This is a genomic window from Ferdinandcohnia salidurans (assembly GCF_042680725.1).
GTDB lineage: Bacteria > Bacillota > Bacilli > Bacillales > Bacillaceae_L > Ferdinandcohnia > Ferdinandcohnia salidurans.
The window spans coordinates 492,783-507,205 of record NZ_JBHUEK010000007.1 but is presented as its reverse complement, the minus strand read 5'-3'; the positions used below and the strand labels follow the sequence as shown (position 1 = coordinate 507,205).

Sequence of the window (14,423 nt, the reverse complement as noted above, 5' to 3'; positions counted from 1 at the left end):
AAACCTGACCCAAAGAGTCAGGTTTTTTTAGTTGTTACTAGATAATAGACAACTAGCATGAGTAATAAATAGACTGTATATCCAAAAAGTGAATATACATGCTTCCATGAGGTTTCGTGAATAAACCAGCCAAAGCCTTCAGACAGTTTTTCTCCGCAAGCCATGGCAGAAGCAAGTACGAACACAGCAACAAGCTTTCCAAACAAATTCAGTTTTTGACAGATAGATAGAAATATAACTAACATAACCGGTAAACCGAGTAAGGTAAACCCTATATGAATGGAAAACACTTCAGGAAAAGGACGCTCTGGAAAAGAGTACAAGCCTTTACCAACAAAATACAAGTCGAGATATGTCCCAATAAGAGTGCCAACTAGGACTGTAACTAACAGGCCTAAATTAGTCCAATATTGAAATGGCTTTTTTAGCAATTGCTGCGAGTTCGAATTTTTCGAGCGTTTTACAGTATTCATTTTGTATCTCTCCATCCACGTTTTCATTATCATCGGTAAGGTAATGAATCACTTCCCAATCCTTATACCAATCCCCAATTTCAACAGGCTTATGTCTTCTATTTTTCCAAGCCAATTCTAATCGCGGGCTATATATTCTTGGAGAACCTTTTGTAAGTTCACATGATCTCACACGTGATTTTAATATTGTACCAGGCAAGCCTTCGTCCACTTGATTAAAAATATGCGGCCAGTAATCCTTTCTAGACCCTGTATGTGGGACTTTATTTGCCCACATCTCCACTAGTTTCAGCGTCTTTTTATCACTAAACAAGATGGAATACAATCGTTTTCCTAACAAAATACGTTCTCGAACACTTTTAAATTGATGGAGGGTTTGACCAATCAAGTGAGTTTTTCCTTTTTCTTCGAACGGAAAAAGAATATGATTCAAATCAAATAAATCCTGAAGCTTGAATTCCAGTGTATCGAGGACTTCTTTTTTATAAGTGGTATTTGAAATGATACGCTTTTCAAGATAGCTTTGCTCATTAATAATTTGAGCCATCGTTAGTAGATACGCGTCCTGTTTCACCCAGAAATAATTCCACATCGTTTCCATAAACATCGAAACATGAAAATGGGGGAGTAGGTAAAATAAATTTCGCTGATATCGTTTACTAGCCTCGTAGAGTAAGAATTGAGGAAACGCATCCTGAAAAATCAACCAGTTCCCCCGTTCCAAAAATGAAAAATAAGACTCCGCTTCTTTCTGTGTTAACAGTCTAGAAAGCTGGCCACCCTTTAAATCTGTCATATTCCACCCTCCATTCCTGGACACCATATGTCCAAGGAATGCCCAATGGATTTCAGGGTGGGCATGATAGAAATCCAGATATGCTTTTGTCCTCGTAATATTATTCAGATTAAGACTTCCCGTTATCGCATGTATTCGCTGAATTAAATACTGCTCTTCTACTGAAGGTGGTGGAAACATTTTTTGTCTTTGTCGTCTTTTTAGCGCTTTTTTGATTTGCAAAAGAGATTCAGAGAGTGGGAGCTTCTCCTTTTGGAAAAATTTGCACATCTGTGTAACCTCCTCTATGAATGCTCGTGGATTACGCTGAATATGTATGGAGTAGGTTGAAGGGAGGTGTTATATGTTAGACAAGGTTACTAACAAATTACATGATCTGATTGAAAAAGTTAGGAAGGACCAGTCTCCAAATGGCTCATGGAAATATCCCTTTGAAACAGGAATTTCAACCGATTGTTATATGATTATCTTATTAAGAAGCCTTGAAATAAATGATGAGAAGTTAGTTCAACAATTAACAGAACGAATTTTAAGCAGGCAAGAAGAGAATGGGGCATGGAAACTTTTTTATGATGAAGGGGATGGAAATTTATCCGCGACTGTGGAGGCTTATTACGCACTTCTATACTCAGGGCTTATAAAAAAAACAGACCCCAGAATGATACGTTCAAAATCGTTTATTGTGAAAAATGGAGGTCTGAAGAGATCCCATATGTTCACAAAATTCATGCTAGCCTTAACAGGCCAGCAAAAGTGGCCAACATTTTTCCCGCTACCACTTGAAATAATTCTAATTCCCACTTCGTTTCCTGTTCATTTTTATAGTTTTTCAGAATTCGGCAGGGCAAATCTAACACCGATTATGATTCTTGCTGATAAAAAATTTCAACTAAGAACAAAGAATAGTCCTGATTTATCTGAATTAACCAGTAAAAGAGAAGAAGATATGTTTGATTTTCGACATTCACCCGAATGGCGGTCATTTTATTCAGGAATTCAACAAGCAATCAAAGGTTTAATTGGTTTACCTACACATCTTCACCAAGTAGCACTGGAACAAGCAAAGCAGTACATGCTACGTAGGATAGAGCCTGACGGAACTTTTCTAGGATATTTCAGTTCCACATTTCTGATGATTTTTGCATTACTTTCCTTGGGCTATCCTAAACATCATTCATTGATTAATAATGCTGTTAATGGCTTAAAGACAATGAAAACCGAAATAAATGGCCATACTCATATGCAATATACTACTGCTGATATATGGAATACTTCACTTCTCGGATATGCCTTACAAGAAGCAGGGGTACCCGCATCAGATCCAATGATTAAAAAGGCCAACCAGTATTTATTTGATCGTCAACATTACAAATACGGGGACTGGGCCATCCAGAATCCCACTGGACCTCCTGGCGGATGGGGCTTTGCAGACATGAACACTCTACATCCAGATGTGGATGATACAACTTCTTCACTGCGATCAATTGCAAGAACGGTAAAAAAAGAACCTATTTACAGACAATCTTGGCAACTAGGATTGCATTGGCTTATGTCCATGCAAAATGAGGATGGGGGTTGGCCCGCCTTTGAAAAAAATACGGATAGTAAACTACTAAGCTTGTTACCAATCGAAAAAGCAGAATATATATTAACAGATCCATCGTCAGCAGATGTGACTGGCCGAACACTTGAGTATCTTGGTAAATATACAAATCTCCCTAAAGATCATCCTTCCGTTAAATCGGCCATCAAATGGCTTATAAAAAGTCAAGAGGAGGATGGCTCATGGTATGGGCGGTGGGGAATCTGTTATATATACGGAACATGGGGAGCAGTCACGGGCTTACGAGCTATTGGTGTGTTACCAACGTACTCGGCTATAAAAAAAGCTGTTACCTGGCTTGAATCCATTCAAAATCCGGATGGAGGATGGGGTGAATCTTGTAGGAGCGATAGTAAAAATAAATATGTTCCTTTAAAAACAAGTACATTAACACATAGCGCCTGGGCGCTGGATGCGCTTATTTCAGCAAGTGAAAAACGAACAAAAGCGATTGATAAAGGGATTCAATTTCTTCTCGAAAATGTAGACCGAGATGACTGGACGACAAACTATCCGAAAGGGCAAGGGATGGCAGGGGATTTTTATATTCACTATCACAGCTATCGATATATTTTCCCGCTACTGGCACTCTCACATTATCAAAAGAAGTATACAAAAAAAGGCTAAAAGAACAAAAATGCTCTTTTAGCTTTTCTTTAGTTTTGACGGGTTGTTGATTTTATAGTGAACCGGGTCCTCAATGATGAACTCTTCTTCAACGTCCTTGCCTTTTGCAAGTTTCTTTTTCACGATTTTGGCATCAAATTCAAGGGTATTCCCTGGTTCAAGCTCTAATTTCTTTAATGTCTTTGAATGAGAGCACCAAGCTAGTCCAATTTCAAGAGGATCTTCTTGCTGAATGACCACATTCTCAAGAACAATGACTTCATCATTATCCTCATTAAAATGATTCCATGTTAACGCGAATTGTTTGACCTTAGCGGTAAAATGAACCTTATCTGTTGGTAGCTCGATTTTTGGTGCTTTTTCTTTTTTCGCTTTCTTTTCGGGTTGTTCCTTTTTAACTACTGGATTTGTTTCAGTTGTTGTCGGCTGCTCAGCAACTACCTTGCTCACCGTTTCCTTTTTCTTCGGCTGAGTTACAGTTGTGTCTGAAATAGCGGCTTTTGTAAAGCTTGGAGACTGCATTTCTTTTAAATAGGCAGGGTGAATACAAGTAAGATTCCCATCTTTAAACTCAAGGACGATTGTATTGTGTTCTTGAGTTTTACCGTACACCTCATATCCTTTGATTGTCACGATTCGCTGATGTGTTCTTTCTTTATACCAGTATTCCTTTTTAACAGAAAGGCCCCATTCTCGAACCTTCTCTTCATAGTCAGAATCATCAACAAATGTTTCATAATCACCTTTTGGTGGGAGATATACAGTTCCAACTGAGTCCTCTACATGAGGCAATGTGTTCGCCATGTATGAACATCCTTTCATTTTTTACAAATTTATGTAATTCATATACAATAAAATGAAACATATCTATCTCATATCATATATTTCTTTCTTACATAATAAAAGTAATTTCAATTTAATTCAAAGGAGAATTGCGATGACAACTACGTATTCATCACGAACTGAAGTGCCTGAACAAGAAAAATGGAATTTAGATGACCTCTATTCTGACCTAAGTAAATGGGAGGAAGACTACAAACTCATTGAGAAGATGGGGGAAGAGCTAGGAAAATTTGATGGAAATATTCATGACGGACATTCGTTATGTGAGTATTTAACTTTGAGTGAAAAACTATCTTTCCATTTTAACAAGCTTTTTGCCTATGCCATGCTAAAGGTAGATGAAGATACTCGAGTTACCAAATCACAATCATATTTAGACCGAGCTAAACAGCTTAGTGTAAAGGTGAGCACAAAGAATTCCTTTTTCATGCCGTTCTTATTAAGCTTAGAGGAAGAAACGTTAAAGCGTTACATTGCCGAGGAAGAAGGACTTCAGTACTTTGAAAAAGAATTACTTGAATCGTACCGGTATAAACCACATGTTTTAAATAAAGACCAAGAAGAGATTCTCTCACAATTAGGCGAAGCTCTTTCTGCACCAAGTACGACATACGGTATGATTAATAATGCCGATATTCGCTTTGGAAAGATCACGAAAGATGATGGGGAGAAGGTAGAGTTAACGAGAGGAATATATGCAAAGCTGATCGAGGATGAGGATCGCGAAAAGCGAAAAGAAGCCTATAAAGCCTATTATGAGCCATATGTTCATTTGAAAAATTCAATTGCTTCGACTTTATCGGCCGCCATTAAAAATAATGTGACCATTTCAAAAATGCGTCATTATCCATCTGCACTTGAAAAAGCATTGTTCGGAGATAATGTTCCAAAAGATGTCTATGAAAATCTAATTGAAACAACAAAGAAAAACATCAATGCCTTGCACAAATACACAAGCATCCGCAAGGAAAAATTAGGTCTTGATGAGCTTCGTCAGTACGACTTAAGTGTTCCACTCGTAAGTGGGGCAAAGAAGGATATTTCGTATGATGAAGCATTTGAAATGATGTGCAATGCACTTGCTCCACTAGGAGAAGATTATATTCAAACCCTGAAGGATTTTAGAACATCTCGTTATTTCGATGTTCGGGAAACGCCTGGAAAACGTTCTGGAGCTTATAATCTAGGTGTGTATGGTGTACATCCATATATTCTTTTAAACCATCAGGATGATTTAGACAGTTTGTTTACATTGGTTCACGAATGTGGCCATGGCGTACACAGTAAGCTAAGCTCTGAGCATCAACCGCAAATAACGGCACGTTACAGTATTTTTGTCGCTGAGGTAGCTTCAACTGTAAATGAAGTCCTTTTAATCAACTACTTATTGAACAATGAAGAAAATGAAGAGGTTAAGAAATACTTAATCAATCACTTTATCGATAAATTTAAAGGCACTTTCTTTACCCAAGTGATGTTTGCAGAGTTCGAAAAGAAAACACACGAAATGGCAGAACAAGGATTGCCTTTAAATGTTGAATCGTTTAGTGAAGTATATGAGGGATTATTTAGAGAGTATCATGGTGAGGAACTTGTGTTCGATGATGAAGTAAAATATGGTTGGTCCCGAATCCCACATTTTTATCGACCATTTTACGTATATAAATACGCAACCGGGTTTGCATCAGCGATTCATATTGCCACCAAAATTTTAGAAGGGGACAAAACAACACTCACTTCTTATCTTGAATTCTTAAAAAGCGGTAGCTCCGACTACCCGCTCGAATTGTTGAAAAAAACCGGAGTGGACCTTACAACTCCATATCCAATTGAAAATTCATTAAAGAAATTTAATGAATTAGTAGAGGAGTTTTCCAACCTCTAATAAAGAAAGCCTTCCGATTGTGGAAGGCTATTTTTTATTCCTTTGGATGTACCATTTCTTCAGGTTTTACATATTGATCAAACTCGGCTTCTGTTAAAATTCCTAACTGTAAGGCTGCTTCTTTCAAAGAGATCTCATTTTTATGAGCATGCTTCGCAATCGCAGCTGCTTTTTCATAGCCGATATGTGGATTTAATGCCGTAACAAGCATCAAAGATTCTTGCAGGTATTTAGAGATAACTGCCTCATTTGCCTGAATCCCAACGGCACAGTTGGTATTAAACGATTCCATCGAATCAGCTAAAAGTCTAACGGACTGAAGGAAATTATAAATGATCACTGGTTTAAACACATTAAGTTCAAAATTTCCTTGGCTTGCTGCGATTCCAATTGTAGCATCATTTCCCATGACTTGAACCGCAACCATTGTAAGTGCCTCACTTTGGGTCGGATTTACTTTCCCTGGCATAATCGAACTACCGGGTTCATTTTCCGGAATTGTTATTTCACCGATCCCACAACGTGGCCCACTTGCAAGCCATCTGACATCATTGGCCATTTTCATCAAGTCAGCTGCCAATCCTTTTAAAGCTCCGTGAGCAAATACGATTTCATCATGACTTGTTAACGCATGAAATTTATTCTCGGATGAATAAAAGCCAAACGCCGTATGTTCTGCAATTTCCTTCGCTACTTTCTCCCCAAACTTTGGGTGAGCATTAATGCCCGTACCTACTGCCGTCCCACCAATCGCAAGGGCGAGCATTTTTTCGGTAGACTCCTTAATCATTTCTTTAGATCGTTTCAACATGTGGACCCAGCCACTTATTTCCTGACCGAGTGTTAATGGAGTAGCATCTTGTAGATGGGTTCTTCCGATTTTTACAATGTTAGCAAATTCCTTTTCCTTTTCTTCTAATGTGGTTTGTAACTTTTTAATAGCAGGAAGAAGGCGTTCATGAATTGCTTTCACACCCGCAATATGCATTGCGGTTGGGAAGGTATCATTGGAGCTTTGGCTCATATTGACGTCATCATTTGGGTGTATTCGTTCACCAATCCCGTTATCCTTTAACCATTTGTTAGCCCGGTTAGCAACAACTTCATTTACATTCATATTACTTTGCGTACCACTTCCTGTTTGCCATACAACGAGCGGAAAATGGTCGTATATATTCCCTGATAAAATTTCATCACACGCGTAAATAATCGCTTTTGTTTTATTTGCATTTAACTTCCCTAGCTTTTCATTTGCTATGGCGGCACTTCGTTTTAAAATCGCAAAGGCCTCAATCACTTCTTGCGGCATTTTTTCCGTCCCAATCCGAAAGTTCTCTTTGCTTCGTTGGGTTTGGGCAGCCCAGTATGCATCAGCTGGAACCTTAATTTCGCCCATGGTGTCTTTTTCAATTCGATAATCCAAGATAAATCACCTCAATTTTTCTTCTCTCTATAAAGTACCTATTATTCCCTTGTTTTATGTCATAGCTTGTTTTGATTTCAACATCCTTGTCAATAAAAATAATAGACTTTATAATTGTATTTTGAGTAAGAAGGAGGTGGGCTAACATGAATAAAGGGGAAAGCTTTTTTCATCGAAAGAAGGAACAGCTTGGTGTCCAATTAAATAATGTACAAAAACAGGCCGTTCTTCATACAAGGGGACCTTTGCTCTTATTAGCGTCACCTGGTTCGGGTAAAACGACCACTACAATTATGAGAATCGGATATTTAATTGAAGAAGAAGGAGTACATCCTTCACGAATTAAGGCCGTAACCTTTAGCCGCGCGTCAGCGGCTGACATGAAAGAACGATTTTCTCGCTTCTTCCCAGAGCACTCAGTAGATTCAGTGGATTTTTCAACCATTCATAGTTTGGCATTCCAGGTTGTACGGGATTATGTGTATAAACAGCAAATTTCATATCAATTAATTGAAGGAAATCAAGATGGTGGGCCTAATAAAAAAAGACTGTTACGGCAAATTTTTAAATCGTTGAATGGTGAGAACATTACGGAAGAACAGCTTGAAGAATTAACTACCTATATTAGCTATATTAAGAACAAGCTACTTCCTCGTGATGAGTGGAATAAGATTGAGTGTGATATTCCATTTGTCGAAGCCATTTTTGAGGAATATGAAAAGATAAAAAATGCAAATCTAAAATCTCTTTTACTTGATTATGATGATATGCTTACGATTGCGAATGATGCATTTTCAAATGATGAAACGATTCTACGGAAATATCAAAATCGTTATGATTACCTCCTAACAGATGAAAGCCAAGATACCTCGCTTGTTCAGCATGCGATTATTGAAAAGCTAGTGAAGCCTCACCAAAACTTATATGTTGTGGCAGACGATGATCAATCAATTTATTCTTGGCGAGGAGCGGAGCCGAAGTATTTGCTTGATTTTAAAAACGTGTATCCAAACGCAGTTATCCTTAAAATGGAACAGAACTACCGTTCGTCTAAGGATATTGTTCATGTTGCTAATCGTTTTATTAAGCGAAATAAAGACCGCTACGATAAGAATATGTTCACCAAAAATCCCCATAATAAGCCAATTGAGATTAAACAATTTGAGGATTATCGTTTTCAATCAAAATACATTGTCCAAGAAATTGATCGTGTCGACAAGAAGAAGGATGTCGCTGTACTATATCGGAATAATTCATCTTCAATTATGTTAATCAATGAGCTTGATCGGAATCAAATTCCTTTTTATATTAAGGATTCAGATAATCGTTTCTTCTCACATTGGGTCGTTAAAGATATATTGAATTTTATGAGGATGACGTTTACAGATAAACGAATCGATATTTTTGAACAAATATATACGAAATGTGGTTTTTTTCTATCAAGGGAACAATTGTTCGAGTTAGCAAAAAAGAAGCCAACTGAATCCATCTTCGAGCGACTGCTACAAAATAAAGGGTTAAAAGACTATCAAATAAAACAAATTCAAGCATGCAAAAAAACCTTCCAACAAATGAAGGGGGCAAAACCACTTAAGGCGATTAAGCTAATAAGAAATCAACTTGGCTATGATAAAACACTAAAAGAAATGAGTAAGAAGCTTGGATTTAAAACGGATTATTTATTCAGTGTGCTCCAAACACTCGAGGAAATAGCTGATACGCTTGAAACTATGGAACAATTCGCTGAACGTCTAAAGCATCTGGAAAATCTATTAAAAGCCTCGAAGTTTAATAAAAATAAAGATGCCATCACCCTTTCTACCTTTCATAGTTCAAAGGGGCTTGAGTTTAAAAAAGTGTATATGATTGATCTGATCGAAGGAGTAGTTCCTTCACATGATGAGATTAATTCATATAAAGAGGGCAACCGTAGTCTAATGGAAGAAGCAGTCCGGTTGTTTTATGTGGGAATGACGCGAGCGGAACAGGAACTCGAACTTTTATCTTATAAAAAACAAAATGGAAAAGACGTTACAGGTTCACGATTTGTCGCAAATGTAAAAAATATTATCTCTCCACCGGTTAGAGTAGAACAAGCAGAACAAAAGAAAAAGCGGGTACGTGAAAACACGGTCGTACCATATAATCCAAATGCGATTAAAAAGGAAGACGATATCGAAGAGGGTATGGCTGTAAAGCATCGTGTGTTTGGTCACGGAACGATTATGTCGGTAACTGGTGAAAGAATTGAAATTCAATTTCAGAAAGAACGAAAAGCATTGCTACTTGAAACTTGCTTAGAAATGGGGTTATTGGAGCCGGCAGATGGGGTGCAGGTAAAATAACGAAAAAAGGAAAGGTAAGCACCTTTCCTTATTTTTCACTTTCTGCTTTTTCAGTTGTATTTACTTCCGTTTTTGTCTCTACTGGTGTTTCCTCAACTTTCGCACTCTTAAGTTGCTCAATTTCTTTCTCTAGCTTTTTAATTTGACGTTGCTGCCTATATTGACGAAGGATACCAAACATGCCCACGATTAAGCCACCTAGTAAAGCTGAACCCAAAATAATTAAAATAAGTGGGATTTCTGTATAACCAAAAACATAATTAACTCGAACAGAATCCACGTTCACTACCGCAAAGATTGCTACAATAAGTGCAAATAAAAGTCCTAAAATTAAATTCCACTGGAATCTCAAAACATACAACTCCTTAACCAATCTTATTTTTATCTTACCCATTTTAGCATTACATGTTCCTAGTGCATACCAATTATTCGAAATCCGTATCCCAATTATTATATAATTAAAGTATTGAAGGCCAATGGAGTTGAGAGAATGAGTACGCTATTTCCAACGCTATACGATTTTTTTATGAAACCACTTGAAAAAAGAAAGTTCAGCTCGATTCGTAGCCATTTGCTCAACAAAGCAACTGGACAAGTACTTGAACTTGGTTCAGGAACAGGGATTAATTTCCCGCTTTACCGGGACGTTCACAGTGTAACAGCAATCGAACCTAATCCACAGATGTCGGGCAGAGCCTTTGAAAATAAATCACATGCTACTGTGCCGATTGAAATTGTGCAAGCGGGTGCTGAGAACTTACCTTTTGAAGATGATACATTTGATACCGTAGTTGCCACGCTTGTATTTTGCACGATTCCAGACGCTGAAAAAGCGATACTTGAAATGAAAAGGGTTTGCAAACCAAATGGAACAATTCTCATGTTTGAACATGTGAAAATGAGAAATCCATTTCTATCAAAACTACAGGATTGGCTTACTCCTGCTTGGAATAAAGTTTGTGATGGCTGTTGTCTAAATCGGGAAACTGAAAAACTCGTTAAAGATAATGGATTAATAATTATGGATCGTAAAGAATTCTATAGAGGATTATTCATCGTAATGGAAATAAAAAATGATAAAGAGGAGTGCTGATAATGGTTACCGAAATATACTTAGATGATTATAAATTGAATATTACAGATTACCATGAAGAGCTAAATGATGAGTTATTGTTTATAAGAGTAGATTTCAAAGTAACAACCGAAGAATATCATGATGTAACAACATTATTATACAAAGGAATTTTTAACTTAAAAGTGCCAGATCGAGATATAGAGTATAAAGTGAATATCCAAGAATACTCAACTTCTATTACGAATCTTTATGAAAAAGACAAGGTAGGACACTTCAGACTGACTCTTCGTAAAATAGAAGAATAGAAGGGAGTCAAAAAGATGCGATTAAGTATTTTAGACCAAGCTCCCATTTCTGCAGATCAAACACCGCAAGAAGCATTGGTGGAATCGATGAAACTAGCCCAAGCGGGGGAACGATTAGGATACACTAGATATTGGATTGCTGAGCATCACGATTTATCAGGACTAGCCTGTCCTGCGCCTGAGGTAATGCTCGGTTATATTGGAGCTCATACCAAATCAATTCGAATTGGTTCGGGAGCGGTTCTATTGCCACATTATAAGCCTTATAAAGTGGCTGAGGTCTATAATATGCTTGCCACACTATTTCCAAATCGAATAGACATCGGAATTGGCAGGGCTCCTGGTGGTTCTGCAGAAGCAACGAATGCCTTGTCCGACAATTTCTTGCAACAGGTTTGGAAAATGCCAGAATTAATCGATATGCTTCTACATTTCATACATCATGATTTTCCACCTGACCATGAATTTGCTAACTTAAAAGCTGCTCCAATCCCAGAATCACCGCCAGTCGCTTGGCTTTTGGGAACAAGCAAAAAGAGCGCTAAACTCGCTGCAGAAAAAGGGCTAGCTTACACCTTTGGATTATTTATGAGCGACAACGATGGTGAAGAGATTGTAAGAGACTATCTTAAAAATTTTGTAACGAGAAATGAAGGGGACAAGCCACAAGTAATTGTTACTGTTTCTGCCATTTGTGCCGAAACAAAGGAAAGAGCCGAGGATATTGCGTTAAGTTCTTATATCTGGGGAAAGCAAAGAGAAAAGAAAGAAGGTTACGAGGGAGTTCCCTCCATTTCAGAAGCGAAGGAATACCTAGATAACGAGAATCTTTACGATGGTTTTGAAAAAATGAAACAAAAAGTAATCATTGGAGACCCAAAAGAAGTGAAAAATAGACTCTTTGAGCTTCAACAAGCATATCAAGCAGATGAACTTATGATCGTAACCATTACGCATTCTCCTGAGGATCGACTCAAATCCTATGAATTAATAGCTAAAGAGATGGGCCTTAACAGTATTTAAATTTATCGGTCTAAAAAACCACGGAACATAAGTCCCGTGGTTTTCATTTACACATCTGTTGTTAGCTCGGCCTTTTTCTTGGCTTTTAAGAATTTCACAATATTGATGACAATCGTTTTGATAACCGCATAGGTTGGAATCGCTAGAATCATCCCTAATACTCCTGCTAGATTTCCTGCTGCAAGTAAAAGAATAATAATCGTAGCAGGATGCGTATCGAGCGTCTTCCCAAGAATTAGAGGCGAAAGGACATTCCCTTCAATTTGCTGGGCGATGACAATCACAAGGACGACTAACAATGCCTTCGTAGGCGAGTCAAATAATGCGACAATGACTGCAGGTGCACCACCGAGGAATGGTCCAACATACGGAATAATATTCGTTACTGCAACAATCAATGCCATGACAAGCGCAAACGGTAAATCAATAATCAAATACCCGATAAACGATAAGGTTCCAACAGCTAATGCTACCGTTACCTGCCCTTGAATATAAGCAGAAAGTGTTTCTCCAGTTTCTTTTAAAATCGTGAGCGCTTCATCCCGATATGCATTAGGGAAAAAACGTACAATCGCCTGTGGAAAACGGTCGCCATCCTTGAACATATAAAATAAGAGGAAAGGCACAGTCACAAGAATAATTGCAATATTAGTAATAACCCCAATGATTTGCGTAATCCCACCTGTAATACGATTAGGAAGTGTATTCGCAAAGGCGATTAATTTTTCTTCCATCGTGTTTAAGAGATCCTGTTGTTCATCTTGAATCCACTTAAATTCAGAGGATTTGGAGAACCCCTCAAAAAAGTCCATTGCTTGATTTGCATAACCCGGCAATGCATTTCCTAAAGCTGTGAATTGTTTTGTAACCATTGGGACTAAATTTCCAACTGCCAACACGATTAACCCAAAAAACGCAATGTAAATAATGATGATCCCTAAACTCCTCGGAACCTTACGGCGATGAAGAAATTTGACAACAGGATTTAATAGAAAATAAAGAAATCCCGTAATCAAAATGGGGAAAAAGATGGTAGAGAAAAACACACCAATTGGTTCAAATAAAAAGGTAATTTTCGTTGAAACATAGACAATCGTTAAAATCAAAAGGATCTGAATAAGCCAGTATTGTAATTTCTTTTTCGTCAAAGTATGTACCTTCTTTTCTATTAATATAAAAAATTATATCAATTCACGAAAAAGAAAACAATTACTTCCTATGAAGGGATATTTTTCATGAATGATATGTTTGTTCATAGATTTCTTCAGTAAATTCTTTTGAATTTCCATCAAAAATGATTTCACCACTTTTTAATGCAATAATTCTTGTAGCAAATTGTTTTGCTAGTCCAACATCATGAAGATTGATCACAGAAAGGAGTTTATGGCGCTCATGCAATTCCTTTAGTAAGGAAAGAATACGATTAGCTGTGCCTGGGTCTAAACTTGCTACCGGTTCATCTCCTAGAAACACACGTGGTTTTTGTAATAAAGCACGTGCAATTCCAACTCGCTGCTTTTGACCACCGCTTAAATGTTCAATCCGACGACTTTCAAATTCAGAAAGACCGACAACTCCTAACACACGTTTTGCCTGGTCAATTTCTTCCTTCGAAAAGATCCCAAGCAAATTCTTCAACGAACTCCGATAGCCAAACATGCCTGTTAACGTATTTTGCAACACAGTCAAGCGGGGGATGAGGTTAAAATGCTGAAAGATCATTCCGATTTCTCTCCGTACAAGCCGCTGTTCTTCACTATTTTTATTTGTAAAAAGTTCCCCATCTAAAAATACTTCACCACTTGTTGGCTGTTGAAGCCCGTTCATACAGCGAATGAGTGTTGATTTTCCCGCACCGCTTTTACCGAGTACACAGACAAATTCGCCCTCAGTTAGGTGAAGATTTACTGTTTTCAATGCAGGTCTATTTGTATTTGGGTAGTAAACAGTTACATCCTTCAATTCAATCATTACATATACACCTCCATTCAAAAAGCATCATCACTATTTGTGTCCGGCTTTTAA

The 14,423-nt window shown here is 37.7% G+C and carries 13 protein-coding genes; 6 read left to right on the top strand and 7 right to left on the bottom strand.

All coding sequences use genetic code 11. From position 1 onward, the window contains the following. Window positions 1-17: 17 nt before the first annotated feature. Window positions 18-473, bottom strand: a complete 456-nt coding sequence (locus tag ACFSFW_RS05390) for a CBO0543 family protein (protein ID WP_304214054.1) — start codon at window positions 471-473, stop codon at window positions 18-20. Further along, complete coding sequence (locus ACFSFW_RS05385) at window positions 400-1,539, bottom strand: DUF2515 domain-containing protein (RefSeq protein ID WP_388035815.1); 1,140 nt, start codon at window positions 1,537-1,539, stop codon at window positions 400-402. The genes ACFSFW_RS05390 and ACFSFW_RS05385 overlap by 74 nt, the downstream gene beginning before the upstream one ends. 73 nt (window positions 1,540-1,612) lie before the next feature. Here ACFSFW_RS05385 and shc point away from each other — a divergent pair, with 73 nt between their 5' ends. Then, complete coding sequence (gene shc, locus ACFSFW_RS05380; protein ID WP_388035812.1) at window positions 1,613-3,499, top strand: squalene--hopene cyclase; 1,887 nt, start codon at window positions 1,613-1,615, stop codon at window positions 3,497-3,499. Between the two features lie 18 nt (window positions 3,500-3,517). Here the strand turns inward: shc and ACFSFW_RS05375 are convergent, their stop codons facing one another. Continuing rightward, window positions 3,518-4,303: a hypothetical protein gene (locus ACFSFW_RS05375; RefSeq protein WP_388035809.1), complete on the bottom strand. Its 786-nt coding sequence runs from the start codon at window positions 4,301-4,303 to the stop codon at window positions 3,518-3,520. A gap of 133 nt (window positions 4,304-4,436) precedes the next feature. Here ACFSFW_RS05375 and pepF point away from each other — a divergent pair, with 133 nt between their 5' ends. After that, window positions 4,437-6,227, top strand: a complete 1,791-nt coding sequence (gene pepF / locus ACFSFW_RS05370; protein WP_388035806.1) for an oligoendopeptidase F — start codon at window positions 4,437-4,439, stop codon at window positions 6,225-6,227. 34 nt (window positions 6,228-6,261) lie between these two features. Here the strand turns inward: pepF and fumC are convergent, their stop codons facing one another. Then, window positions 6,262-7,650, bottom strand: coding sequence for a class II fumarate hydratase (fumC, locus tag ACFSFW_RS05365; RefSeq protein WP_388035803.1), 1,389 nt, complete (start codon window positions 7,648-7,650; stop codon window positions 6,262-6,264). Window positions 7,651-7,796: 146 nt separating this feature from the next. Here fumC and ACFSFW_RS05360 point away from each other — a divergent pair, with 146 nt between their 5' ends. Next, window positions 7,797-9,995, top strand: coding sequence for an ATP-dependent helicase (locus ACFSFW_RS05360; RefSeq protein WP_304220280.1), 2,199 nt, complete (start codon window positions 7,797-7,799; stop codon window positions 9,993-9,995). A gap of 28 nt (window positions 9,996-10,023) precedes the next feature. On the opposite strand, the gene ACFSFW_RS05355 is transcribed toward ACFSFW_RS05360, so the two are convergent. Then, window positions 10,024-10,347: a LapA family protein gene (locus tag ACFSFW_RS05355; protein WP_304220281.1), complete on the bottom strand. Its 324-nt coding sequence runs from the start codon at window positions 10,345-10,347 to the stop codon at window positions 10,024-10,026. A 138-nt stretch (window positions 10,348-10,485) separates the two neighbouring features. Between ACFSFW_RS05355 and ACFSFW_RS05350 the strand changes: the two genes are divergently transcribed. Genes ACFSFW_RS05350 through ACFSFW_RS05340 form a run of 3 tightly spaced genes read left to right on the top strand, consistent with a single transcriptional unit; the run spans window position 10,486 to window position 12,398 of the window. Next, complete coding sequence (locus tag ACFSFW_RS05350; RefSeq protein WP_388035799.1) at window positions 10,486-11,088, top strand: class I SAM-dependent methyltransferase; 603 nt, start codon at window positions 10,486-10,488, stop codon at window positions 11,086-11,088. Window positions 11,089-11,090: 2 nt separating this feature from the next. Continuing rightward, on the top strand, window positions 11,091-11,375 hold the full coding sequence (locus ACFSFW_RS05345) for a DUF3219 family protein (RefSeq protein ID WP_388035796.1): 285 nt from the start codon (window positions 11,091-11,093) through the stop codon (window positions 11,373-11,375). A gap of 15 nt (window positions 11,376-11,390) precedes the next feature. Next, complete coding sequence (locus tag ACFSFW_RS05340) at window positions 11,391-12,398, top strand: LLM class flavin-dependent oxidoreductase (protein WP_388035793.1); 1,008 nt, start codon at window positions 11,391-11,393, stop codon at window positions 12,396-12,398. Window positions 12,399-12,445: 47 nt separating this feature from the next. On the opposite strand, the gene ACFSFW_RS05335 is transcribed toward ACFSFW_RS05340, so the two are convergent. Both ACFSFW_RS05335 and phnC read right to left on the bottom strand, forming a co-directional pair. After that, window positions 12,446-13,546, bottom strand: coding sequence for an AI-2E family transporter (locus ACFSFW_RS05335; protein ID WP_304220284.1), 1,101 nt, complete (start codon window positions 13,544-13,546; stop codon window positions 12,446-12,448). An 85-nt stretch (window positions 13,547-13,631) separates the two neighbouring features. Then, window positions 13,632-14,369, bottom strand: coding sequence for a phosphonate ABC transporter ATP-binding protein (gene phnC, locus ACFSFW_RS05330; RefSeq protein WP_388035790.1), 738 nt, complete (start codon window positions 14,367-14,369; stop codon window positions 13,632-13,634). Window positions 14,370-14,423: the final 54 nt, after the last annotated feature.

What these genes read in the sequence shown, in the direction of transcription:
- ACFSFW_RS05390 (WP_304214054.1), bottom strand. Translation starts at nt 473, where the DNA reads ATGAATACTGTAAAACGCTCGAAAAATTCGAACTCGCAGCAATTGCTA.
- ACFSFW_RS05385 (WP_388035815.1), bottom strand. Translation starts at nt 1,539, where the DNA reads ATGTGCAAATTTTTCCAAAAGGAGAAGCTCCCACTCTCTGAATCTCTT.
- shc (WP_388035812.1), top strand. Translation starts at nt 1,613, where the DNA reads ATGTTAGACAAGGTTACTAACAAATTACATGATCTGATTGAAAAAGTT.
- ACFSFW_RS05375 (WP_388035809.1), bottom strand. Translation starts at nt 4,303, where the DNA reads ATGGCGAACACATTGCCTCATGTAGAGGACTCAGTTGGAACTGTATAT.
- pepF (WP_388035806.1), top strand. Translation starts at nt 4,437, where the DNA reads ATGACAACTACGTATTCATCACGAACTGAAGTGCCTGAACAAGAAAAA.
- ACFSFW_RS05360 (WP_304220280.1), top strand. Translation starts at nt 7,797, where the DNA reads ATGAATAAAGGGGAAAGCTTTTTTCATCGAAAGAAGGAACAGCTTGGT.
- ACFSFW_RS05350 (WP_388035799.1), top strand. Translation starts at nt 10,486, where the DNA reads ATGAGTACGCTATTTCCAACGCTATACGATTTTTTTATGAAACCACTT.
- ACFSFW_RS05345 (WP_388035796.1), top strand. Translation starts at nt 11,091, where the DNA reads ATGGTTACCGAAATATACTTAGATGATTATAAATTGAATATTACAGAT.
- ACFSFW_RS05340 (WP_388035793.1), top strand. Translation starts at nt 11,391, where the DNA reads ATGCGATTAAGTATTTTAGACCAAGCTCCCATTTCTGCAGATCAAACA.
- phnC (WP_388035790.1), bottom strand. Translation starts at nt 14,369, where the DNA reads ATGATTGAATTGAAGGATGTAACTGTTTACTACCCAAATACAAATAGA.